This window comes from Burkholderia sp. Bp9143 (assembly GCF_003853645.1).
Lineage (GTDB): Bacteria > Pseudomonadota > Gammaproteobacteria > Burkholderiales > Burkholderiaceae > Burkholderia.
The window spans coordinates 49,515-71,602 of sequence record NZ_QTPO01000043.1 but is presented as its reverse complement, the minus strand read 5'-3'; the positions used below and the strand labels follow the sequence as shown (position 1 = coordinate 71,602).

The window sequence follows — 22,088 nt, the reverse complement described above, 5'->3', positions numbered from 1 at the left end:
GCCGTCGCGGCCGCGTCACCGCCGTTGCTCCGGCTGCCGCGTGCGCGCGGCGCGCCCGTCGGGCGACGGGATGCCGGCGGTGCGGCCCGGCTCATGATGCGCGTTCAGCCGGATGAAGCGCGGCGGGGCGCTTGCGTGCCGCGCCCGCGTGGGCGTGTGCGTCGGTTACTTCGCGTCGCCGCACGGCTTCAGCGTGTCGGCGACCGCCTGCGCGACGTCGTCGAGCCGCGCGGCATCCGCCGCGACCATGTCGTTGTCGGGCGCATGCTGGCCGCGCGCGGTGAGCGCCGCGACGCAGCGCTTGTAGGTTTCGTCGAGCGCGTCGAAGCTCGACACGGCCATCCCGAGGTTGCGCATCCGCCCGTCGTGCACGCCGTACACGAGCCCGTGCACGGTGAGCGACTGGCCGCGCGCCCACGCGTCGTTGACGATCGTCGTGCGGCACACGTTGACGACCTGCTCGATCGAGTTCAGCTCGATCAGGCGGCGATAGCGTGCTTCGCCGACCGGCCATTCGTCGAGCAGCGCCGCGTGGCGTTCGCGCACGTCCTGCACGTGGTGCAGCCAGTTGTCGGCGAGGCCGACGCGGCGGTTGTGCAGCGCCGCGTTCACGCCCGAGCAGCCGTAGTGGCCGACGACCATGATGTGCTTCACGCGCAGGATGTCGACCGCGAACTGGATCACCGACAGGCAGTTCAGGTCGCTGTGGACGACGACGTTCGCGATGTTACGGTGCACGAACACTTCGCCCGGCGGCAGGCCGATGATCTGGTTCGCGGGCACGCGCGAATCCGAGCAGCCGATCCACAGATATTCCGGCGCCTGCTGGTCGGCGAGACGCGCGAAGAAATCGGGATCGTCGGCGAGCTGGCGCTTGACCCAGGCGTCGTTGTTGTCGAACAGGTGTGAAAGCGGATTGTCTTGGGTATTCATCGGTGTGGATTCCGTTGGCGGAAAGCGGGTCGATAACGGGTTCGATTCGATCGGGTTCGGTCGTGCGTCAGGCGGCGCGCTGCGCGTCGCCTGCGCCGTCGCCGGCGTCCGGCGTCGCGTCGAAGCGCGCGGGGTAGCGCACGCTGAAGCGCAGCGACACGTCGTACGGGTAAAAATCGGGCAACTCGCCCTGCAGCAGCTTGTCCTTGCTGGCCTGCCACAGCGCGGGCTCGAAAAAGTCCGCGTGATGCTTCATGAAGACCGTCCGCACGCGCGGGTCGCCGAGCAGGAACGGTCCGTAGGTTTCCGGAAAGATGTCGTGCGGGCCGACGGTATACCACGGTTCGCCCGACAGTTCGTCTTCCTCGTTGCGCGGCGGCGGCACGCGCCGCACGTTGCAGTCGGTCAGGTACTCGATCTCGTCGTAGTCGTAGAACACGACGCGGCCGTGGCGCGTGACGCCGAAGTTCTTGTACAGCATGTCGCCCGGGAAGATGTTGGCCTTCATCAACTCCTTCACCGCGTTGCCGTACTCCTTCACGCCGTGCTCGACGTCCGCGTCGGTGCCGTTCTGCAGGTACAGGTTGAGCGGCGTCATCCGGCGCTCGATGTACAGGTGCTTGATCACGAGGTTGCCGTCCTCGTATTCGAGCAGCGACGGCACCTCCTTCTCCAGCTCGCGCACGAGCGCATGGTCGAGCCGCGAAAGCGGCAGCGCGACGCTCGAATACTCGAGCGTGTCGGCCATCCGCCCGAGACGGTCGTGGCGCTTCACGAGCTGGTACTTCTCCATGATCTGCGCGCGCGTCGTTTCCTTCGGCGGCGGGAACTGATCCTTGATGATCTTGAACACGTACGGGAACGACGGCAGCGTGAACACGAGCATCACGAGGCCCTTGATCCCGGGCGCGATGATGAAGCGGTCGCTCGAATGCGACAGATGGTGCAGCAGGTCGCGGTAGAACAGGTTTTTGCCCTGCTTCTGCAGGCCGACCGACGTGTAGATCTCCGCCTTCGGCTTGCCCGGCATGATCGTGCAGAGAAAGTCCACGTACGCGGACGGCACGCCCATGTCGACGAGGAAATACGAGTGCGAGAAGCTGAAAATGATCTGCAGCAGGTCGCGCCGCAGCAGCACGGTGTCGAGCGCGAGGAGGCCCGGGCGCACATGGCGGATCGGCACCGCGAACGGCAGCACGCGATCGGCGTTGATGATGCGGCCGACGATGTACGCGCTCTTGTTGCGGAAGAACAGCGACGACAGCACGTGGATCTGGAAATTCGGCGCAGCGTCGAACTGGCCGAATTCGTCGGTGATCGCCTGCATCACGCAGCCGGTGTCGCGCGTGAGATCCTCGAACGGCGGCTCGAGCTGGAAGTTCGTGACGATGCGCTCGAGCGTGGCCGCGAGGCCGTCGGTGCCCGGGTAGTACGCGCGATAGGTCGGCTTCGCGGCCGGCTCGTCGTTCTCGAGGTATTCGGTCGAGATCGCGGGCCGCACGAAGATGAAATCGTTGCTGAAATACGAGCGGTGCAGGATCTTGCAGCACACCGAATTGAAGAACGTTTCCGCGCACTCGGGCTGGCGGTGCGACGTGAGCAGCCCGATGTAGTGCAGCTTGATCTGCTGCCACACCTCGTCGTCGATGTTCTCCGCGTCGTATTCGTCTTCCAGCACCTCGACGCATTCCTGAACACGATCGTCGTACGACGTGATCCGCTCGCGCGCCAGCCGCTGCAGGCCGTGCCAGTCGGTGCGCTCGTATAGCGTCTTCGCCTCGACGGCCGCTTCCCGGAAGATCCGGTAGTGGCGGTCGAAGTATTCGAGCATCGTCTGCGCGACGTCGAAACCGATCTGCGAGGACAGCAGTTTGGGGAAGTGATTCATCGCGTGCAGGCTCGTTCGAGAGGGACTGTAAGCACTCGCCATTTTAGCGCCCAAGTCGGCGTTTCAATGACTTTCGGGGTCCGGCGCCAAGCGCCGTCGATGCGCGGGTTGTTCGCCGTTGCATACCGTTCCGTGCATCTTCGCGTAAAGATACGGGTACGGAACCGATTCTGACACGAACTTTTTTGACCGGCCGGCGCCCGCCGGGCACGCGTTTCCCGCGACGGCGATAGAATCGACGCAATGCCCGCCGCGGCCTGCCGCCCGCGCGCGCTTGCACTCGCATTCGCACCTGCATTCTTCCCGATAACGACGAGACATCCCACCGATGAACGCACTGGAACACCAACTCGACTATCCCTTCGCCGACACGCTGCCCGCCGCGGGCGACACGTTCGAGGTCGCGCCCGGCGTGCGCTGGCTGCGCATGCCGCTGCCGTTCTCGCTCGATCACATCAACCTCTGGCTGCTGCGCGACGAGATCGACGGGCAGGCCGGCTGGACGATCGTCGACTGCGGGATCTCGTCGGACGCGATCCGTACGCACTGGGAACAGATCTTCGACCGGCATCTCGACGGGCTGCCGGTGCTGCGCGTGCTCGTCACGCACTGCCACCCCGATCACTTCGGCCTCGCGAACTGGCTGTGCGAAGGCGGCGACCGGGGCCGCTGGAACGTGCGGCTGTGGATGACGCTCGGCGAGTACATGTTCGGCTGCCTGATGGCGGCCGGCAACGGCTCGAACGCCGGCGGCGCGGCCGCGGCCGATCACTTCGCGCGCCACGGGCTGACCGATCCGGCCGCGCTCGACAAGCTGCGCAACCGCCGCAGCTACTACTCGGACCTCGTGCCGGCCGTGCCGCCGCGCTACCGGCGCCTGCGCGAAGGCGACGCGGTGACGATCGGCGCGCGCACGTGGCGCGTCGTCACCGGCTACGGCCATTCGCCTGAACATTGCGCGCTCCACAGCGAAGCGGACGGCATGCTGATCTCCGGCGACATGGTGCTGCCGCGCATCTCGACCAACGTGTCCGTGTTCGATCTCGAACCGGAAGCGAACCCGCTCGCGCTGTACCTGCAATCGCTCGGCCGCTACGAGACGATGGCGCCCGACACGCTCGTGCTGCCGTCGCACGGCAAGCCGTTCCGCGGCGTGCGCACGCGCATCGCGCAACTGCGCGCGCACCATGACGCGCGGCTCGACGAAGTGCGCGTCGCCTGTGCGGAGAAGCCGGCGAGCGCGGCCGACATCGTGCCGATCATGTTCCGCCGCCGCGAGCTCGACATCCACCAGATGACGTTCGCGCTCGGCGAGGCGCTCGCCCACCTGAACCTGCTGTGGCTCGCGGGCGAGCTCGTGCGCGAGCAGGGCGACGACGGCGTGCTGCGTTTCCGTACCGCGCGCTGAGCGCGCGTCGTCACCGTCACGCGACGGGTTCGTGACGCCACCCGTCGCGCTGCCATTGCATCGTATGCGTCGGTGCGAGCGCTGCGAGAAACGCGGCGTCGTGCGACGCGACCACGATCGCGCCGGGGAAGCCGGCCAGAGCGGCTTCGATCGCGCGCACCGATTCGAGATCGAGGTGATTGGTCGGCTCGTCGAGCAGCAGCAGCTGCGCGGGCGTGCCGCGCCACAGCGCGCACGCGAGCGCGGCCTTCAGCCGCTCGCCGCCGCTCAGGCGGTGCACCGGCTGCGTCGCGCGCGCGGCATCGAGCTGCAGCAACGCGAGCCGGCTGCGCAGTTCGCCTTCGGCGAGCGGTGTATCGAGGAATCCCAACTGCTCGACGATCGAACGATCGGGGTCGAGCAGCGCGAGGCGCTGGTCGAGATAGGCGGCGCTCACGTGCGTCGTGCACGCACCCGAGCCCGGTGCGAGTTCGCCGGCGAGCATGCGCAGCAGCGTCGATTTTCCGCAACCGTTCGGGCCCGTCAGCGCGATCCGCACGGGGCCGCTGGCCGACCACGTGATTGCGTCCGCGCGCCCGGCGGCATGCCACGGCAATTGCGTGCGCTCGAGCGTGAACAGCTGGCGGCGCGCGCTGACCTCGGTGCCCGGCAGCGACACGAGCACCGGCGCGTCGGCTTCGACGCGTGCGGCCGCTTCCTGCACCCGCGCGTCGAGCGTCGCCTTGAATTCGTTCTGGTGACGGCGGACCGTCCCCATGATGCCGCGCGCGGCCCCCTTGCGGCTCTGGCGTGCCATCGACGACAGGTTGGCCGTCTTCGCATCGCGCAGCGAGCCGGCCGAATGGCGCTGGATCGTGTCGTGTTCCTGTTCGAGCCGGCGCCGCACGCGCCCGCGCTCGGTGCGCGCATGCTCCAGCGCGGCCTGCGCGGCATCGTGCTCCGCATCGCGCTGCGCGCGGTACAGCGCGTAGTTGCCGCCATACGCGCGCACGCCGTGCGGCGTCAGTTCGACGATGCGCTGCACGTGCGCGAGCAACGCGCGGTCATGGCTGACGACGACGACACCGCCGCGCCAGCCGTCGAGCGCCGTGCGCAGCCACGCACGGCCCGGTGCATCGAGATGGTTGGTCGGTTCGTCGAGCACCAGCAGGCCGGCCTCCGACAGCAAGGCGCCGATCAGCGCGACGCGCGCGCGCTGGCCGCCGCTCAGCGCGTGGGCCGGCGTGTCGGTGCGCACGTCGTGCAGGCCGGCCGCGTCGAGCGCCGCGCGCAGCCGCTCGGCCAGATCCCAGCGATAGCCGATCAGGTCGAAGTCGTGCGCGTGCGCGCGGCCGTCCGCGAGGCGCGCCAGGGCCGCGAGCGGCGCATCGAGCGCGGCGATTTCCGCGACGGTCCGTGTGCCGGCCGGCGCGTCGTCGTGCCGCTGCGCGACGTAGACGACCGGCGTCTGCCGGTCGATCGTGCCCGCGCTAGGTGTGCGCCGGCCCGCGATCAGTTGCGCGAGCAGGCTCTTGCCGGCGCCGTTGCGGCCGACGATGCCCGTCGGCGTGCGATCGATGGACAGGTCGAGCGAATCGAACAGCGTGACGCCGTCGTCGAAGCGGAAGGAAACGTGATGAAGCGCGACGAGCGCGCCGGTCGGCGTGGCAGCAGCCATAAGCACCTCCGAAAATGCGTGAAACCCTTCGCGCGGCGTGCGTGGCACGGCGGCGAAAACATTTTTGGGAAGGCTTAGTTGTTCACTTCGGCTGGCGTCCGGTATGAGGAATGAGCGCGCAGTGTAGCAAGCGCGGCGCGCGGGCCGCAAGCGACGGGCGGACGCGCCGTCGCTTGCGCGCCACGCGCGGTCACTGCACGGCGACCGTCGCGAAATTCTGTCGCCCAAACGGACTCACGCGATAGCCGCTCACGTTCGCGCGCGTGAGCGCGGCCGCGGTCGGGTAGCCGAGCGGAATCCACAGCGCCTGGTCGTGGATGATCTTCTGCGCCGATTCGTACAGCTTCGCGCGTTTGCCCTGATCGGCGGTCGCCTTGCCGTCGGCGATCAGCTTGTCGAGCTGCGCGTCGCAGAAGCGTGCGAAGTTGATGCCCGACTTCACCGCGTTGCAGCTGAACAGCGGCGACAGGTAGTTGTCCGGATCGCCGTTGTCGCCGGCCCAGCCCATGAACAGCATGTCATGCTGGCCGAGCTTCGCCTGCTTGATCAGCTCGCCCCATTCGATCACCTTCACCTCGGCCTTCACGCCGATCTTCGCGAGGTCGGCCTGCAGCAGCTCCGCGCCGGCCTTCGGGTTCGGGTTCAGCACGCTGCCCGTCGGGCGCGTCCAGATCGTCGTCGAGAAGCCGTTCGGGAACCCGGCCGACGCGAGCAGCTGCTTCGCCTTCGCGGGATCGTACGCATACGGCGCGACGTCCTTCGCGTAGCTCCACGTGTTCGGCGGATACGGGTTGTTCGCGGCCGTCGCCGTGTTGTCGAACACGACCTTCAGGTAGGTCGCGCGATCGAACGCGAGGTTCAGCGCCTCGCGCACCTTGTCGTTGTCGAGCGGCTTCTTCTGCGTGTTCAGTGCGACGAACGCGGTCATGAACGCGGGCGTCTGCACGACCTTCAGCGCGCTTTCGCCCTTCGCGGCGAGCACGTCCTGCGGCTTCGGCGACAGCGCGATCTGGCATTCGCCGGCCTTCACCTTCTGCATGCGCACCGACGCGTCGGGCGTGATCGCGTAGATCAGCCGGTCGACCTTCGGCTTCGCGCCCCAGTAGGTCGGGTTCACGTCGTAGCGGATCAGCGCGTCCTTCGTGTAGCTCCTCAGCACGAACGGGCCGGTGCCGATCGGCTTCGCGTTCAGGTCGGCCTGCTTGCCGGCCTTCAGCAGCTGGTCCGCGTATTCGGCCGAGTAGATCGACGCGAAGCCCATCGTCAGGATCGGCACGAACGTCGCGTTCGGCTCGTTCAGCACGAACTTCACCGTGTTGTCGTCGACCTTCGTGACCGACTTCACGAGCTTCACGAGGCCCATCGACTGCGCGTGCGGGAAGCCGCTCGCGCCGGCCACCTTGTGCCAGGGGTTCGCATCGTCGAGCATCCGCGAGAACGTGAACACGACGTCGTCCGCGTTCAGCGGGCGGCCCGGCTTGAAGGTGTCGGTGGTCTGGAACGCAACGTTCGGGCGCAGGTGGAACGTGTACGTGAGGCCGTCGGCGCTTGCCTCCCATTTGTCGGCGAGCGCGGGCACGACCTTCTTCGCGGCTTCGTCGTACGACACGAGAGTGTTGAAGATCACGTCGGCCGATGCGTTCGTCGTGACGAGCGAGTTGTATTGCACGACGTCGAAGCCGTCCGGGCTCGATTCCGTGCAGACGGTGAGCGGCTTGGCTGCGGCGAGGCCGGGGGCGGCGAGGGCGGCGGCGACCGCGGCCGCGGCGAACAGCTTGACGTGCATGGGTTCTCCCACGTGGCTTGTGATTTTTTGCTGAGTGTCGGAATGCGGGCGCGGCCCGGTAAGGCGGGGCCGGCGCGGCTGGCGGATAGCATACCGTCAAAGCGCACCACGCGTGAATAAAGGCGCCGGAACGCGGGGAATTGAGCGAAAAACGGCTGCGTTCGCGACGGAATGCGTGCTGGAACGGCGCGGCGGCAGGGGACGGGCTCGTGCGGCGGCGAACGACGGGCTGCTGCGAAGGCGGCGGGGAACCTGCGAATCAGCGCGAATCAGCGGGATCAGCGGGATCAGCGGGATCAGCGCGAATCAGCGGGATCAGCGGGATCAGCGGGATCAGCGGGATCAGCGGGATCGACGGGATCGACGGGATCGACGGGATCGACGGGATCGACGGGATCGACGGGATCGACGGGATCGACGGGATCGCGGTATCGTCGGCCGACGAGTGGTACGGCCGGGGGAGGAAGCCGCGCGAGCGGTGCTGGCGGGAACCGCGACGCCGACGCCGCATCGGCCCGGCTCGGCCCGGCGCGAACGGCGCGAACGGCGCGCCGGACACCCGATGCACTCAGTGCGCGCCGGCCTTCGGCTTGCGGGGCGCCTTCTCGAACAGGCGGTCGTAGAGCCAGCGCGGCAGCACGTGCAGCACCTTCGCGACGACACCCATCTGCCACGGAATCACGCGGAACGCGTGCTGCCGCGCGATCGCGCGCGCGGCGCGGGCCGCGAAGCGGTCGGCGTCCATCAGGAACGGCATCCGGTACGGGTTGTGCGCGGTCATCGGCGTGCGGATATAGCCGGGCGCGATCGTCACGACGCCGACGCCGGCCGGGCGCAGCTCGACGCGCAGCGCCTCGAGATACTTGATCGCGGCCGATTTGGACGCGCTGTACGCGCCGGAGCCGGGCAGGCCGCGCACGCCGGCGACGCTCGCGACGCCGACCAGCGTGCCGTGGCGCGCGGCCGTCATCGGGCCGACGAACGGCTCGAACGTCGCGACCATCCCGTAGTAGTTGATGTCCATCACGTTGCGGAACGTGGCGAGATCGCCCTGGCCCGTGACGGCGCCCTGGCTGATGCCCGCGTTCGCGATCACGACGTCGGGGCAGCCGTGCGCGGCGATGAACGACGCAGCGGCCGTGGCCAGCGCATCGGCGTCGCGCACGTCGGCGGAATAGACGGAGACGGACAGCTTGGGGAAGCGTCGCGCGAACGCATCGAGGGCATCGGTGCGGCGCGCGACGAGTGCGAGCGTGGCGCCCTGGCGGGCGTATTCCTCGGCCATCGCGAGGCCGAGGCCGCTCGACGCGCCGGTGATGAAGACCTTCAACGGAGTAGTCATGCCGGCGCGCGGACGGGGATCAGAGCTTCTTGTCCTGAACCTGCTTCACGAGGTAGTCGAGCACTTGAGCGGTGCCCGGGATGCTGTTCGTGTAAGCCGGGCCCGTCTTGTACTTGCCCTGGACGACGATCGTCGGCACGCCGTCGATCGCGTAGTTCTTCAGCAGCTCGGCCGACTGCTTGACCTGGCCCTGCACGCTGAACGAGTTGTACGCGTCCATGAACTGCTTCTTGTCGACGCCTTGCGTCGCCAGGAAGTCGGCCTGCGCCTGCGGCGTCAGCAGGTAGTTCTTCTGCTTGTGGATCGCGTTGAAGATCGCCGGCGTGACCTTCTCCGAGATGCCGAGCGCCGACACCGCGTAGAACAGCTTCGAGTGCGGGACGAAATCGTCGCGGAACGCGACCGGCACGCGCTTGAAGTCGATGTTGTTGCCCTGCTTCTTCACCCAGGCCTCGACGGTCGGCTCGAATTCGTAGCAGTGCGGGCAGCCGTACCAGAAGAACTCGATGACCTCGACCTTGCCGGCCGGTGCGGACACCGGCTGCGGCGACTTCATCACCTCGAAGTCCTTGCCGGACACCGGTGCGGCGGGCGAAGCCTGGGCGAAGCCGGCAGCGGCCAGGCCCAGGGACAGAAGGAGCGTGCTAAGCAGTTTTTTCATGTTGTAGACGTCGAATCAGTTGCTCGGGGTTACGAAACGTAACGGGTTCTGCGTGGGCGCGGCCGGTTTGCTTACTGCTTCGTGAAGCGGATCACCGCCGTGTCGACACCTGCATCGGACAGGCGCTGACGGGCCGAGTTCATATCCTCGAATTTCGAGAACGGGCCGACGCGCACGCGGAAATAGGTCACGCCGCTGACATCGCGCTTCGACACCTTCGACTCGAAGCCCTGGAAGCCCAGGCGCGCGCGCTGCTGCTCGGCGTCGCCTTCCGTCTTGTACGCGCCGACCTGCAGGAAGTAGCCGGTGTTCGCGTCGTTCGCGGTCGGCGGCTTCGCTGCCGCGGCGGACGTCGCGGACGGCGCCGGCTTCGGCGTGTTCGCGGCCAGTTGCTGTTGCTGCTGTTTCTGCGCGGCGGCCTGCTGCGCCTGCTTCTGCGCGGCGAAGCGCGCGAGGTCGTCCTCGCCGCCTTGCTGCTGTTGTTGCTGCGCCTGTTGCGTCTTCTTCGGCGGCGGCGTGTTGTCGGCCGGCTTCGGCGCGACGGCGACGCCGTTGCCCGACGACGTGTTGTTCGATGCGGTGGTGTTGCTCGAGCCGCTGGCGCTGCCGGAGCCGTTCGTGTTGCCCGACGGCGGCACTTCGACGATCTGCGGTTCGGGCAGCAGGCCGCCCTGGGTCTGGTTCGCGGCCTGGCCGGGCGCGGTGTTGGGCGGCGCGGGCTGCGCGGCCTGCGGCACCGGCTGGCCGGGCGTCTTGCCCTGCAGCGCGCGGTTCGGGTCGAACTGCTGCGGCTGGCTCGCGCCGGTGTCGGCCGGCGGCGGCGCGACCTTCGACACGAACGGCGACGGCGAACGCGTGATGTAGAGCGCCACCACCACCGCGATCGCGAGGCCGACGATCAGGCCCAGCACGATTCCAAGAAATGTCCCTCCGGCTTGTTTCGATTGCTTCGAAGTTCGGCGTGGTTGTGCCATTGCTTGAGTCACCTGCAAAAAGAATCGTGAAAAGGCCGCGGCGGGCACCCGAAGGCAGGCGCTCCTGCCGCGACCATTCGCTGCCCGGTCCGGGCCGCTTACATCTTGGCGGGCGCGGACACGCCGAGCACCGCCAGACCATTCTCGAGCACCTGCCGGGTCGCGGCGAGGAGCGCGGCGCGCGCGTTGCGCGGCGCTTCGTCGTCGACCAGCACGCGCTCCGCATTGTAGAACGAGTGGAATTCACCAGCGAGATCGCGCAGGTAGAACGCGACCGCGTGCGGCGCCAGTTCGTTCGCCGCATGCGTGAGCATGTCCGGATACTCGGCGAGCTTCTGCATCAGCGACACGGCTTGCGGGCTCGTCAGCTGCGACAGATCGGCGCCCGGCAGTTGCGCGGCCTCGACGTTGTAGCGCGACTTCAGTTCGTTGAGCACCGAGCAGATCCGCGCATGCGCGTACTGCACGTAATAGACCGGGTTCTCGTCGTTCTGTTTCAGCGCGAGGTCGATGTCGAACACGAATTCGGTGTCGGCCTTGCGGGAGATCAGGAAGAAACGCACCGCGTCGCGGCCGCGCGTGATGGTCGCCTCGTCGATCAGGTCGGGTGCCGCTTCCTGGCCCGGCACCGCGCCGCCTGACCATTCGATCAGGTCGCGCACCGTCACGTAGCTGCCCGCGCGTTTCGACAGCTTCACTTCCTGGCCGTCGCGCATCACGGTGACCATCTTGTGCAGCACGTAGTCGGGATAGCCCTTCGGGATGCCGATGTGCAGGCCCTGCAGGCCCGCGCGCACCCGCGCGATCGTGCCGTGGTGGTCCGAGCCCTGGATGTTGATCACCTGCGTGAAGCCGCGCTCCCATTTCGTCACGTGGTACGCGACGTCCGGCACGAAGTACGTGTACGTGCCGTCCGACTTGCGCATCACGCGATCCTTGTCGTCGCCTTCGTCGGTCGTGCGCAGCCACAGCGCGCCGTCCTGCTCGTAGGTCATGCCGGCCTTGATCAGCGCGTCGACCGTCTTCTCGACCCGGCCTTCGCTGTACAGCGACGACTCGAGGTAGTACTGGTCGAATTTCACGCCGAACGCCTGCAGGTCCATGTCCTGCTCGTGACGCAGGTACGCGACCGCGAACTTGCGGATCGCGTCGAGATCCTCGATGTCGCCCGCGCCGGTGACCGGCTCGCCGTCCTTCGCGGCGACCGTCTCGCGGTTCAGGTAGTCGCGTGCGATGTCGGCGATGTATTCGCCGTTGTACGCGGCTTCCGGCCAGCCCGCGTCGCCCGGCTTCAGGCCGCGCGCACGCGCCTGCGTCGAGATCGCGAGGTTGCCGATCTGCACGCCGGCGTCGTTGTAGTAGAACTCGCGGTGCACCGCGTAGCCCTGGCTCGCGATCACGTTCGCGAGCACGTCGCCGAGCGCCGCCTGGCGGCCGTGGCCGACGTGCAGCGGGCCGGTCGGGTTGGCCGACACGAACTCGAGCAGCACCTGCTTGCCCTTTTCGCGATCCGACGTGCCGAACGCGCTGCCCTGGCCGAACACGGCGGCGATCACCGCCTGCTTCGCGGCGGCCGTCAGCCGCAGGTTGATGAAGCCGGGACCGGCGATTTCGGCTGCGTCGACGAGCCCTTGCGCGGCCGGCTGGGCCGTGAGCGCGGCGACGATCTGCTCGGCAAGCTGGCGCGGGTTCGTGCCGAGCGGCTTGGCGAGCTGCATGGCGACGTTGCACGCGACGTCGCCATGGGCGGCGACCTTCGGGCGCTCCAGCGTGATGGCCGGGGCGACGAACGCTGCGTCGGCGCCTTTCAGCGCGTGTGCGACCTGCGTGACGCTATCCGCGAGCAGGGCTTCGAGGGTCTGTTTGTGTGCTGGCAGCATGCTGGTAGAAGGCTTCGTTGGTGGCGGCCGGAAACGCCGGCCGGCCGGCGCGCTTTTTAAGCGCGCGTTTCAGGGATCGCAGAATTTTAACAGGTGCTAATATGCCGCTCAGGCGCCCCGCGTCCGCGAGGCCGGACGCCGGCCTGCCGGCGTTCCCCAACCGCGCCGCGCGGGCACAACAAGATGAAAAGGGAATTGTCATGATTACGTTCAAGAGCAAGGCGGCACAGGATCTCGACGTGCTGAAGGATTTCGCCGTATACGTGCTGGGCCTCGTCGGCAAGCAGCTGGGCGAACGCGGGGTCATTACGCACGACGAACTGGACCACGCGATCGCGAAGCTGGAAGGTGCGGTTGCGCAGGCGAAGCAGGAGCGTGCCGAGCACGCCGGCCATTTCCACGAGGACGAAGCCGACCACGCGCACCACGAAGTGCCGCCGAGCCTGGCGCAGCGCGTCGCACCGTTCCTCACGATGCTGCGCGAAGCGAAGGCCGGTGAGGCCGACGTGCACTGGGGCTTTTGAGCTTCGTTGCCCGCCTGACGCAGATCGCAAGGTTGCAAAGGCAAATGAAAAAGCCCGCGCGATGCGGGCTTTTTTCTTTTGTCTGATCAAAAGGGCGGTGGGCCGCCGCTCCCGGGTCAGAGCTGCGGCGCGAGCGCGCGGCGCGCGTCGTCGAGCGACAGCGCCATCCGCTGCGCGTAGTCCTCGAGCTGATCCTGCCCGATTTTGCCGACCGAGAAATACCGGCTGTCCGGATGCGCGAGATAGAAGCCCGACACGCTCGCCGCCGGCAACATCGCCAGCGAATCGGTCACGCTCATCCCGATTTCCTCCGCCTGCAGCGCGGCGAACATGTCGCGCTTCACGAGGTGGTCGGGGCAGGCCGGGTAGCCGGGCGCCGGGCGGATGCCCGCGTACTTTTCGGCGATCAGCGCATCGTTGTCGAGCGTCTCGCCGCTCGCGTAGCCCCACAGCTCGCGGCGCACGCGCGCGTGCATCGCTTCGGCGAACGCTTCCGCGAAGCGGTCGGCGAGCGCCTTCAGCATGATCGCGCTGTAGTCGTCGTGGTCGGCTTCGAACTGCTTTTCCTTCACGTCGACGCCGAGGCCGGCCGTCACCGCGAACATCCCGATGTAGTCGGCGACGCCCGATTCCTTCGGCGCGATGAAGTCGGCCAGCGAGCGGTTCGGGCGCATCACGCCGTCGACCACAGGACGCACGCTCTGCTGGCGCAGGTTGCGCCACGTGAGCAGCACTTCCGAGCGCGTGTCGTCGGTGTAGATCTCGATGTCGTCGTCGTTGACCGTGTTCGCGGGCAGCAGCGAGATCACGCCGTTCGCGGTCAGCCAGCGGCCCTGGATCAGGCGCGCGAGCATCGACTTCGCGTCGGAGAACACGCGCCGCGCGGATTCGCCGACGATCTCGTCGTTCAGGATCGCCGGGTACGGGCCCGCGAGATCCCAGGTCTGGAAGAACGGGCCCCAGTCGATGTAGTTCGCGAGTTCGTTCAGGTCGTAGTTCTTGAACACGCGCCGGCCGATGAACTTCGGCTTCACGGGCTGGTAGCCCGCCCAGTCGACCTTCGTCTTGTTCGCGCGCGCCTCGGCGAGCGTGACCATCGGCTGCGCCTTGCGGTTCGCGTGCTGGTCGCGGATCCGCTCGTAATCGGATTTCAGCTCGTCGAGGTACTTCGCCGCGCCTTCGTCCGACAGCAGGTTCGACGCGACCGACACCGAGCGCGAGGCGTCCGGCACGTAGACGACCGGGCCTTCGTAGTGCGGCGCGATCTTCACGGCCGTGTGCACGCGCGAGGTCGTCGCGCCGCCGATCAAGAGCGGAATCTTTTTCACGCGGAAGTAGTCGTCGCGCTGCATTTCGGACGCGACGTACGCCATTTCCTCGAGGCTTGGCGTGATGAGGCCCGACAGCCCGATGATGTCCGCGCCCTCGACCTTCGCCTTCGCGAGGATCTCGTTGCACGGGACCATCACGCCCATGTTGACCACTTCGAAGTTGTTGCACTGGAGCACGACCGACACGATGTTCTTGCCGATGTCGTGCACGTCGCCCTTCACGGTCGCGATGACGATCTTGCCCTTCGCGCGCACGTCGCCGCCCGCTTCCGCGAGCAGCCGCTTTTCTTCCTCGATGAACGGGATCAGGTGCGCGACGGCCTGCTTCATCACGCGCGCCGACTTCACGACCTGCGGCAGGAACATCTTGCCCTGGCCGAACAGGTCGCCGACGATGTTCATCCCGTCCATCAGCGGGCCTTCGATCACGTTGATCGGGCGGCCGCCGGCCGCGGCGATCTTCGCGCGCACCTCTTCCGTGTCCTCGACGATGAAGGTCGTGACGCCGTGCACGAGCGCGTGCGAGAGCCGCTTCTCGACCGGCTGATTGCGCCACTCGAGGTTCTCTTCCTTCTTCGCGCCGCCGGCCTTGAACTTGTCGGCGATTTCGAGGAGCCGGTCGGTGGAATCCGCGCGGCGGTTCAGGATCACGTCCTCGACGTGCTCGCGCAGCTCCGCGTCGAGCTCGGCGTACACGCCGAGCTGGCCCGCGTTCACGATGCCCATGTCCATCCCCGCCTGGATCGCGTGGTACAGGAACACGGTGTGGATCGCCTCGCGCACCGGGTCGTTGCCGCGGAACGAGAACGACACGTTCGACACGCCGCCGCTCACCTTCGCGTACGGCAGGTTCTGCTTGATCCAGCGGGTCGCCTCGATGAAGTCGACCGCGTAGTTGTTGTGCTCCTCGATGCCGGTCGCGACCGCGAAGATGTTCGGGTCGAAGATGATGTCTTCCGGCGGGAAGCCGACTTCGTTCACGAGGAAGTCGTACGAGCGCTTGCAGATCTCGGTCTTGCGCTCGTAGGTATCGGCCTGGCCCGTCTCGTCGAACGCCATCACGACCGCGGCCGCGCCGTAGCGGCGGATCAGGTTCGCGTGGTGGCGGAACGCGTCCTCGCCTTCCTTCAGCGAGATCGAGTTCACGATCGCCTTGCCCTGCACGCACTTGAGGCCGGCCTCGATCACGTCCCACTTCGACGAGTCGATCATGATCGGCACGCGCGCGATGTCCGGCTCGGAGGCGATCAGGTTCAGGAAGCGCACCATCGCCGCCTTCGAATCGAGCATCGCCTCGTCCATGTTGATGTCGATCACCTGCGCGCCGTTCTCGACTTGCTGGCGCGCGACGGCGAGCGCCTCGTCGAACTGGCCGTTGAGGATCATCCGCGCGAACGCCTTCGAGCCGGTGACGTTGGTGCGTTCACCGACGTTGATGAAGAGCGTCCCGGACGTGACGTTGAACGGCTCGAGGCCGGCAAGGCGCATCATGTGATCGGTCATGGCGGTGCGAATTCGTGTGAGGTAGGGCGGGCGTTGAGGCGGTCGGGTCAGGCGGCGTCGCTGTACTGGCTCGGCCAGCGGCGCGGTTTCACGTCGGCGAGCGCCTTCGCGATCTCGGCGATGTGCTCGGGCGTCGTGCCGCAGCACCCGCCGGCGAGGTTCACGAGCCCGGCCTGCGCGAATTCCTTCAAGAGGCCCGACGTGACGTCCGGCGTCTCGTCGAAGCCGGTGTCGCTCATCGGGTTCGGCAGGCCCGCGTTCGGGTAGCACGACACGTAGGTGTCGCACAGCTTCGCGAGCTCGGCGATGTACGGGCGCATCAGTGCCGCGCCGAGCGCGCAGTTCAGGCCGAACGTGAGCGGCTTCGCGTGGCGCAGCGAATTCCAGAACGCCTCGACCGTCTGGCCCGACAGGATGCGGCCCGATGCGTCGGTCACGGTGCCCGAGATCATGATCGGCAGGCGCTCGCCGGTGTCCTCGAACAGTTCATCGAGCGCGAACAGGGCGGCCTTCGCGTTCAGCGTGTCGAAGATCGTCTCGACGAGGAACAGGTCGACGCCGCCGTCGAGCAGCGCCTTCGCCTGCTGGTAATACGCGTCGCGCAGTTCGTCGAACGTGACGTTGCGCGCGCCCGGGTCGTTGACGTCCGGCGAGATGCTCGCCGTCTTCGGCGTCGGTCCGATCGCGCCCGCGACGAAGCGCGGTTTGTCGGGCGTCGCGTAGCGGGCGGCCGATTCGCGCGCGAGCCGCGCCGATTCGACGTTCATCTCGACGACGAGGTCTTCCATCCCGTAGTCGGACTGCGCAACCGTCGTCGCGCCGAACGTGTTGGTTTCGACGATGTCCGCGCCGGCCGCGAAGTACTGGTCGTGGATCTCGCTGATGATCTGCGGCTGCGTGAGCGACAGCAGCTCGTTGTTGCCCTTGATGTCGCGCGGGAAGTCCTTGAAACGCTCGCCGCGATACGCGGCCTCGTCGAGCTTGTAGCGCTGGATCATCGTGCCCATCGCGCCGTCAAGGATCAGGATGCGCGATTTGAGCAGCGCGGGTAGTTCGGCGCCACGCGTGTAGGGCGCGTCGAGCGGGGCGGAAGCGGCGAGAGGGGTCGCGGACATGGCGGAAGAGCGGCGAGGACGGGAAAACCGTCATTGTAGCCGGTGCGCCGGGGCGCCGCCCGGCCTCGCGCGGCGCGGGCAGCGGTGCTGCGTGACGCGTGCCTGCGACCGGTGTCCGCGCACCGGCGGCACCAAACGAAAACCCCCGCCCGGCGAACCGGACGGGGGCTTGGATCGGAGTGCTCGCGGTGCCGCTCGATCGCGGCGAATGGCCCGGCGCATCGCCGGGCCGCGGGTCGTCAGTGCAGGACGACGGGCATCATCATCAGGCTGTCGAACTGTCCGAGGAATTCGTCCACTTCGTCGAGCGACGGTTCATCCTCGATCAGCTGCTTCACGTGCGCGCGGAATCGCTCGGCGAGCTCGCCGTCGATGAAGATCTCGCGCTGCGCGTTCTTATCGACGATTTCGTATCCGCCGGCATTCATCAGATGGTGACCGGCCTGCGGCGCAAATTCGACGACGCAGTAGTTGGGGCTGTTGTAGATCATTTGCATGGCGGCACTCCTCTTCGCAGTGGCATCTGGCCTTGTTGTCCCGTAGGTGGGGCAGGCCTTGCCGGTTTCAAGGGGCTTGCGCTGCACACCCCGTTCTCCCGTTCGCGTGGGGTGTATCGGGTTAGAAGCCGATGTCTATCAAACGTTTCCTATTGTGATCCGGTGTACCGAAATAGTTGTTAAAGAGTGTCATCGGCCATTTTAGCGCGCACTTTAGTCGGTCGAAAATGCCGATCGGTCGAGCGTCACGGCGCGGACGGCGACGATGCGGGCGGTGCAGCCGCTGGCGCGGGCGGTTGCACGGCGGCCGGCGGCGCGGGTTGTGCCAGCTCCGCGGCCGGTGCGCTGGCGGGCGCGTGGGTTGCGTCTTCCGTCGCGCCATCGGCCGGTGCATCCGGCGGGGCGAGCCGGCCGTGCCACAGCAGCTCGATCTGCGAGCCGTTCGGTTCTGATTGTACGAGACGCGCGGGCAGCCAGCCGAGCGACGGCGCGAGCCACATGTCGATGCGGCGCGTGTCGCCCTCGCGGCGCGGCAGCCGCATGAAGTGGCGTGCCCTGATGATGCCGGCCTGCGTCTGCACGTCCTCGTCGCCGATCACGGTGATCGGCCAGGTCTCGCCGTTGTTGTTGTCGATCACGAAGAACTGTTGCGTGACGCCCGGCTGGTAAGCGGACGGATTGCCGCGCAGGAGCCCCGACAGCTGCATCAGCATGCTGAAGCGGTCCTGCACGCCGTCGGGCAGCGGCGCGTTGTTCGGCGTGCGCGTGAAGACCACCTGGTGAATCTCGCGGTTGAAGATCGCGATGTCCTCGGGCCGCTTGCCGCGTTTTTCGACATAGCGGTCGGGTGCGACGCCGAATGCGTCGATGCGGCCTTCGCTGCGGTAGGTGAACGGGCCGACGAACGGCACGGGCATCGATACCGACAGATCGTAGGTGCGCCCGTCGGTGCGCCAGTGGATCGTGCCGATCATGTTCTGCATCCCGTTGTAGAACGTGTCGTACTGCAGGTCGCCGGGCGGCGGCGCCGCGAACTTCACGCCGCTCGTCGCGGGGCCCGGCGTCGCGGCATCGCTGGCACCGCCGGCCGATGCCGCCTGCGTGCCGGATGCGCCTGCCGTGCCGCTCGCGGCGGAGGCGGCGGCCGGCGGCGGCTCGCCGTGCTCGGCCGTCTGCGTCGACGTGAGGACCGGCTCGGGCGATGGCGCGGGCTTCGGTGCGGCGGCGGCCGGCTTCGCCGGCGCCGGCTCGGCGGGATGTTCGGCCGGCTTCGGCGCGGGCTGGCGCTCGATCGGCCGGGGCTTCAGCAGTTCGATCTGCACCGGTATCTCGGCGGGCGCGGGCGGCGTGAACGCATCGCGGTTGCGCGTCAGCCACAACGCCGCGAGCGCGTGCAGCACCAGCACGACGACGAGCGCGACGCCCACGCGCAGCCAGTGGCGGGGCGGGGCGTGACGAGGACGGGTGTCGGCAGGCGGCATCGGCGGTCGGAACAGGGTTGGGGCTGTCGTGGTGCGCCGCGCGCAGCGCGCGTCACAGCCATCGGACCGCCGGACGCGCCGCGCGTTCGCGGCACATCGCGCGGGCGGCGCGCACCCGGCGAGTCAGGCGTCGCGCGCGTCCGGACTATAGCCGAGTTCGTAAGACAGTTTCTGCGCGCACGCGCGCAGCGCGGTGTCCATCTCGCCGCCCCACGCGATGTCGAACATGCCTTCCTGGCCGAGCGCGACGATCGCGAGCGCGAGTTCGCCGACCGCATCGAACACCGGCATGCAGAACGCATGGATCGTCGGCAGCAGCATCCCTTCGACGCGCGCGGCCTGATGCGCGCGCACGTCGGCGAGCACCGCGTCGACCTCGTCGAGCGTGCGCGGGCCGCCGTGATGCGGCGAGCGACGCGTATCGGCGAGCTCGCGTTCGAGCATCGCCGCGGTCTTGCTGCGCGGCAGGTACGCGGCGAACAGCAGGCCCGTCGCGGAGCCGAGCAGCGGCATCACGTCGCCGAGCTTCAGCGACGCCTTCGCGGGGTGGCTCGATTCCATCCAGTGCACGATCGTCGGCCCCTGGTTGCCCCACACCGCGATGCCGACCGTCTGGTCGACGCGGTCGCGCAACTCGGTCAGCGCGATCCGCGCGAGCTTGACGCCGTCGACGCGCGCGAGCCGCGCGAGCCCCATCTGCAGCGCGAAGCCGCCGAGTTCGTAGCGGCCCGACACGGGATCCTGCGACACGACGCCGAGCCGCGAGAAGCTGACCAGATAGCGGTGCGCCTTCGCCGGGCTCATGCCCGCGCGCTGCGCGAGATCGCGCAGCATCATCGCGCGCGGCTCGCTCGTCAGCACGTCGAGCAGGCGGAAGCCGACCTCGATCGACTGGATGCCGGAGCGGACCTTCTCGCCGCCTTCGCCGTGCTCGCCGGAGCCGGTGTCGTCGGTGTCGGAATCAGCGAGATCGTCGTCGGGAAGCGGGCTGGCAGGCATGGGCAACGGGTGCGCGACAAGGCGGCAAGGGTCGGGACGAAAACGGCACGCACGATCGTGGCGCGCCGCACGGATTCACCATCGTAAAATAGATTCCCTCCATCGTCACTACAACGGCAGATACCCCATGAAACTTGCATCGCTGAAGGACGGCACGCGCGACGGCCAGCTGATCGTCGTGTCGCGCGACCTGCACACCGCGGCGATCGCCGACGCGATCGCACCGACGCTGCAGCGCGTCCTCGACGACTGGGCGTTCTACGCGCCGCAACTGCGCGACCTGTACGACGCGCTGAACCACGGCCGCGCACGCAATGCGTTCGCGTTCGACCCGGCGAACTGCATGGCGCCGCTGCCGCGCGCGTTCCAGTGGGCCGACGGCTCCGCGTACGTGAACCACGTCGAGCTCGTGCGCCGCGCGCGCGGCGCCGAGATGCCGCCCGAGTTCTGGACCGATCCGCTGATGTACCAGGGCGGCAGCGACGATTTCCTCGGCGCGCGCGACGACATCGTGTGCCCGTCCGAGGAGTGGGGCATCGACTTCGAGGCCGAGGTCGCGGTGATCACCGGCGACGTGCCGATGAGTGCGTCGCCCGACGACGCGCTGAAGGCCGTGCGGCTCGTCACGCTCGTGAACGACGTGTCGTTGCGCAACCTGATTCCGGCCGAACTCGCGAAGGGCTTCGGCTTCTTCCAGAGCAAGCCGGCCACCGCGTTCGCACCGGTCGCGGTGACGCTCGACGAGCTCGGCGACGAATGGCGCGAAGGCCGCGTGCACCGGCCGATGATCGTCCACTGGAACGGCAGGAAGGTCGGCCAGCCCGACGCGGGCACCGACATGGTGTTCCACTTCGGCCAGCTGATCGCGCATGCGGCGAAGACGCGCAACCTGCGTGCCGGCTCGGTCGTCGGCTCGGGCACGGTGTCGAACAAGGACGCGAAGCGCGGCTACTGCTGCATCGCCGAGAAGCGCTGCCTCGAGACGATCGAGCACGGCGCGCCGCAGACCGAATTCATGCGCTACGGCGACACCGTGCGCATCGAGATGTTCGACGCGGCCGGCAAGTCGATCTTCGGCTCGATCGAGCAGGCGGTCGCCCCGCCCGACGGCGCGGCCTGACGCAGGCGCGAAGCCCGGCCCCGGCCCGCGCGCCGGGTTTCGCCTGATGTTTGCCCGCGCGGGCTTGGCTACACTCGATTCAAGCGTCTTAGGAACCCGGGAGCTGCGCATGGCCAATCTCGCCGCATACGGCGGTTACGAAGCACTGAAAGTGACGCGCCGCGATCATGGCGTGCTCGACATCGTGATGAGCGGCGAGGGCGCGAACCGCAGCGGCCTCGCGACCGCGAACGAGCGCATGCATCGCGAGCTCGCCGACATCTGGCGCGACGTCGACCGCGATCCCGACACGCGCGTCGCGGTGATCCGCGGCGAGGGCAAGGGCTTTTCGGCGGGCGGCGATCTCGCGCTCGTCGAGGCGATGGCCAACGACTTCGACGTGCGCGCCCGCGTGTGGCGCGAGGCGCGCGACCTCGTCTACAACGTGATCAACTGCAGCAAGCCGATCGTGTCCGCGATGCACGGCCCGGCCGTCGGCGCGGGGCTCGTCGCCGGGCTGCTCGCCGACATCTCGATCGCCGCGAAGGATGCGCGCATCATCGACGGCCATACGCGGCTCGGCGTCGCGGCCGGCGATCACGCGGCGATCGTGTGGCCGCTGTTGTGCGGGATGGCGAAGGCGAAGTACTACCTGCTGCTGTGCGAACCGGTGAGCGGCGAGGAGGCCGAGCGGATCGGCCTCGTGTCGCTCGCGGTCGAGCCGGCCGACCTGCTGCCGAAGGCGTACGAGGTCGCGGAGCGGCTCGCGCACGGGTCGCAGTCGGCGATCCGCTGGACCAAGTACGCGCTGAACAACTGGCTGCGTAGCGCCGGGCCGACGTTCGATACGTCGCTCGCACTCGAATTCATGGGCTTCTCGGGGCCCGACGTGCAGGAAGGCATCCGCTCGCTGCGCGAGCGGCGCCCGCCCGACTTCCCCGGCGACGCACCGTTCTGACGCGCGCTATGATCGACCCAAAGGCGGCCGCGCGACCCGTGCCGGCCGCTTC

At 68.0% G+C, this 22,088-nt stretch carries 18 protein-coding genes; 4 read left to right on the top strand and 14 right to left on the bottom strand.

The annotated features are described in order from the left end of the window. Positions 1 to 165: 165 nt before the first annotated feature. Together can and aceK are read right to left on the bottom strand one after the other, a co-directional pair. The gene (can, locus tag DIE23_RS28185; protein ID WP_124615108.1) at positions 166 to 933 is read right to left on the bottom strand and encodes a carbonate dehydratase; all 768 of its coding nucleotides are present in this window, start codon (positions 931 to 933) and stop codon (positions 166 to 168) included. Positions 934 to 1,000: 67 nt separating this feature from the next. Then, positions 1,001 to 2,821: a bifunctional isocitrate dehydrogenase kinase/phosphatase gene (gene aceK, locus DIE23_RS28180; protein ID WP_124615107.1), complete on the bottom strand. Its 1,821-nt coding sequence runs from the start codon at positions 2,819 to 2,821 to the stop codon at positions 1,001 to 1,003. A gap of 328 nt (positions 2,822 to 3,149) precedes the next feature. Between aceK and DIE23_RS28170 the strand changes: the two genes are divergently transcribed. Then, a complete protein-coding gene (locus DIE23_RS28170) occupies positions 3,150 to 4,229 on the top strand; it encodes an MBL fold metallo-hydrolase (RefSeq protein WP_124615106.1) in 1,080 nt (359 codons plus the stop codon). A gap of 16 nt (positions 4,230 to 4,245) precedes the next feature. On the opposite strand, the gene DIE23_RS28165 is transcribed toward DIE23_RS28170, so the two are convergent. From DIE23_RS28165 to argS, 7 genes are all read right to left on the bottom strand, one after another. Continuing rightward, a complete protein-coding gene (locus tag DIE23_RS28165; protein ID WP_124615105.1) occupies positions 4,246 to 5,886 on the bottom strand; it encodes an ABC-F family ATP-binding cassette domain-containing protein in 1,641 nt (546 codons plus the stop codon). A 190-nt stretch (positions 5,887 to 6,076) separates the two neighbouring features. Continuing rightward, positions 6,077 to 7,672, bottom strand: a complete 1,596-nt coding sequence (locus tag DIE23_RS28160) for an ABC transporter substrate-binding protein (protein WP_124615104.1) — start codon at positions 7,670 to 7,672, stop codon at positions 6,077 to 6,079. Positions 7,673 to 7,931: 259 nt separating this feature from the next. Next, positions 7,932 to 8,231, bottom strand: coding sequence for a hypothetical protein (locus DIE23_RS39910; RefSeq protein WP_221623366.1), 300 nt, complete (start codon positions 8,229 to 8,231; stop codon positions 7,932 to 7,934). A 9-nt stretch (positions 8,232 to 8,240) separates the two neighbouring features. After that, the gene (locus DIE23_RS28150) at positions 8,241 to 9,014 is read right to left on the bottom strand and encodes an SDR family oxidoreductase (RefSeq protein ID WP_044846187.1); all 774 of its coding nucleotides are present in this window, start codon (positions 9,012 to 9,014) and stop codon (positions 8,241 to 8,243) included. Positions 9,015 to 9,033: 19 nt separating this feature from the next. Continuing rightward, entirely contained in the window at positions 9,034 to 9,675 is a 642-nt protein-coding gene (locus DIE23_RS28145; protein ID WP_124615103.1) for a thiol:disulfide interchange protein DsbA/DsbL, read from the bottom strand. Between the two features lie 71 nt (positions 9,676 to 9,746). After that, positions 9,747 to 10,649: an SPOR domain-containing protein gene (locus DIE23_RS28140; RefSeq protein WP_124615102.1), complete on the bottom strand. Its 903-nt coding sequence runs from the start codon at positions 10,647 to 10,649 to the stop codon at positions 9,747 to 9,749. Between the two features lie 98 nt (positions 10,650 to 10,747). After that, positions 10,748 to 12,529, bottom strand: a complete 1,782-nt coding sequence (gene argS, locus DIE23_RS28135; protein ID WP_124615101.1) for an arginine--tRNA ligase — start codon at positions 12,527 to 12,529, stop codon at positions 10,748 to 10,750. Positions 12,530 to 12,729: 200 nt separating this feature from the next. On the opposite strand from argS, the gene DIE23_RS28130 reads away from it, so the two are divergent. After that, positions 12,730 to 13,053, top strand: a complete 324-nt coding sequence (locus DIE23_RS28130; RefSeq protein WP_011353361.1) for a DUF1840 domain-containing protein — start codon at positions 12,730 to 12,732, stop codon at positions 13,051 to 13,053. A 116-nt stretch (positions 13,054 to 13,169) separates the two neighbouring features. Here DIE23_RS28130 and metH read toward each other — a convergent pair whose 3' ends face one another. From metH to DIE23_RS28100, 5 genes are all read right to left on the bottom strand, one after another. Next, positions 13,170 to 15,887, bottom strand: coding sequence for a methionine synthase (gene metH / locus DIE23_RS28125; RefSeq protein WP_185646548.1), 2,718 nt, complete (start codon positions 15,885 to 15,887; stop codon positions 13,170 to 13,172). A 47-nt stretch (positions 15,888 to 15,934) separates the two neighbouring features. After that, positions 15,935 to 17,002, bottom strand: coding sequence for a homocysteine S-methyltransferase family protein (locus DIE23_RS28120; protein WP_124615100.1), 1,068 nt, complete (start codon positions 17,000 to 17,002; stop codon positions 15,935 to 15,937). 239 nt (positions 17,003 to 17,241) lie between these two features. Further along, entirely contained in the window at positions 17,242 to 17,499 is a 258-nt protein-coding gene (locus DIE23_RS28115; protein WP_006477667.1) for a DUF3567 domain-containing protein, read from the bottom strand. Positions 17,500 to 17,744: 245 nt separating this feature from the next. Then, the gene (locus DIE23_RS28105; protein WP_124615099.1) at positions 17,745 to 18,980 is read right to left on the bottom strand and encodes a DUF3108 domain-containing protein; all 1,236 of its coding nucleotides are present in this window, start codon (positions 18,978 to 18,980) and stop codon (positions 17,745 to 17,747) included. A 123-nt stretch (positions 18,981 to 19,103) separates the two neighbouring features. Continuing rightward, positions 19,104 to 19,979: an IclR family transcriptional regulator gene (locus DIE23_RS28100; RefSeq protein ID WP_124615098.1), complete on the bottom strand. Its 876-nt coding sequence runs from the start codon at positions 19,977 to 19,979 to the stop codon at positions 19,104 to 19,106. A gap of 127 nt (positions 19,980 to 20,106) precedes the next feature. On the opposite strand from DIE23_RS28100, the gene DIE23_RS28095 reads away from it, so the two are divergent. Then, the gene (locus tag DIE23_RS28095; protein WP_124615097.1) at positions 20,107 to 21,099 is read left to right on the top strand and encodes a fumarylacetoacetate hydrolase family protein; all 993 of its coding nucleotides are present in this window, start codon (positions 20,107 to 20,109) and stop codon (positions 21,097 to 21,099) included. A gap of 109 nt (positions 21,100 to 21,208) precedes the next feature. Then, on the top strand, positions 21,209 to 22,036 hold the full coding sequence (locus DIE23_RS28090) for an enoyl-CoA hydratase/isomerase family protein (protein WP_124615096.1): 828 nt from the start codon (positions 21,209 to 21,211) through the stop codon (positions 22,034 to 22,036). Positions 22,037 to 22,088 lie beyond the last annotated feature (52 nt).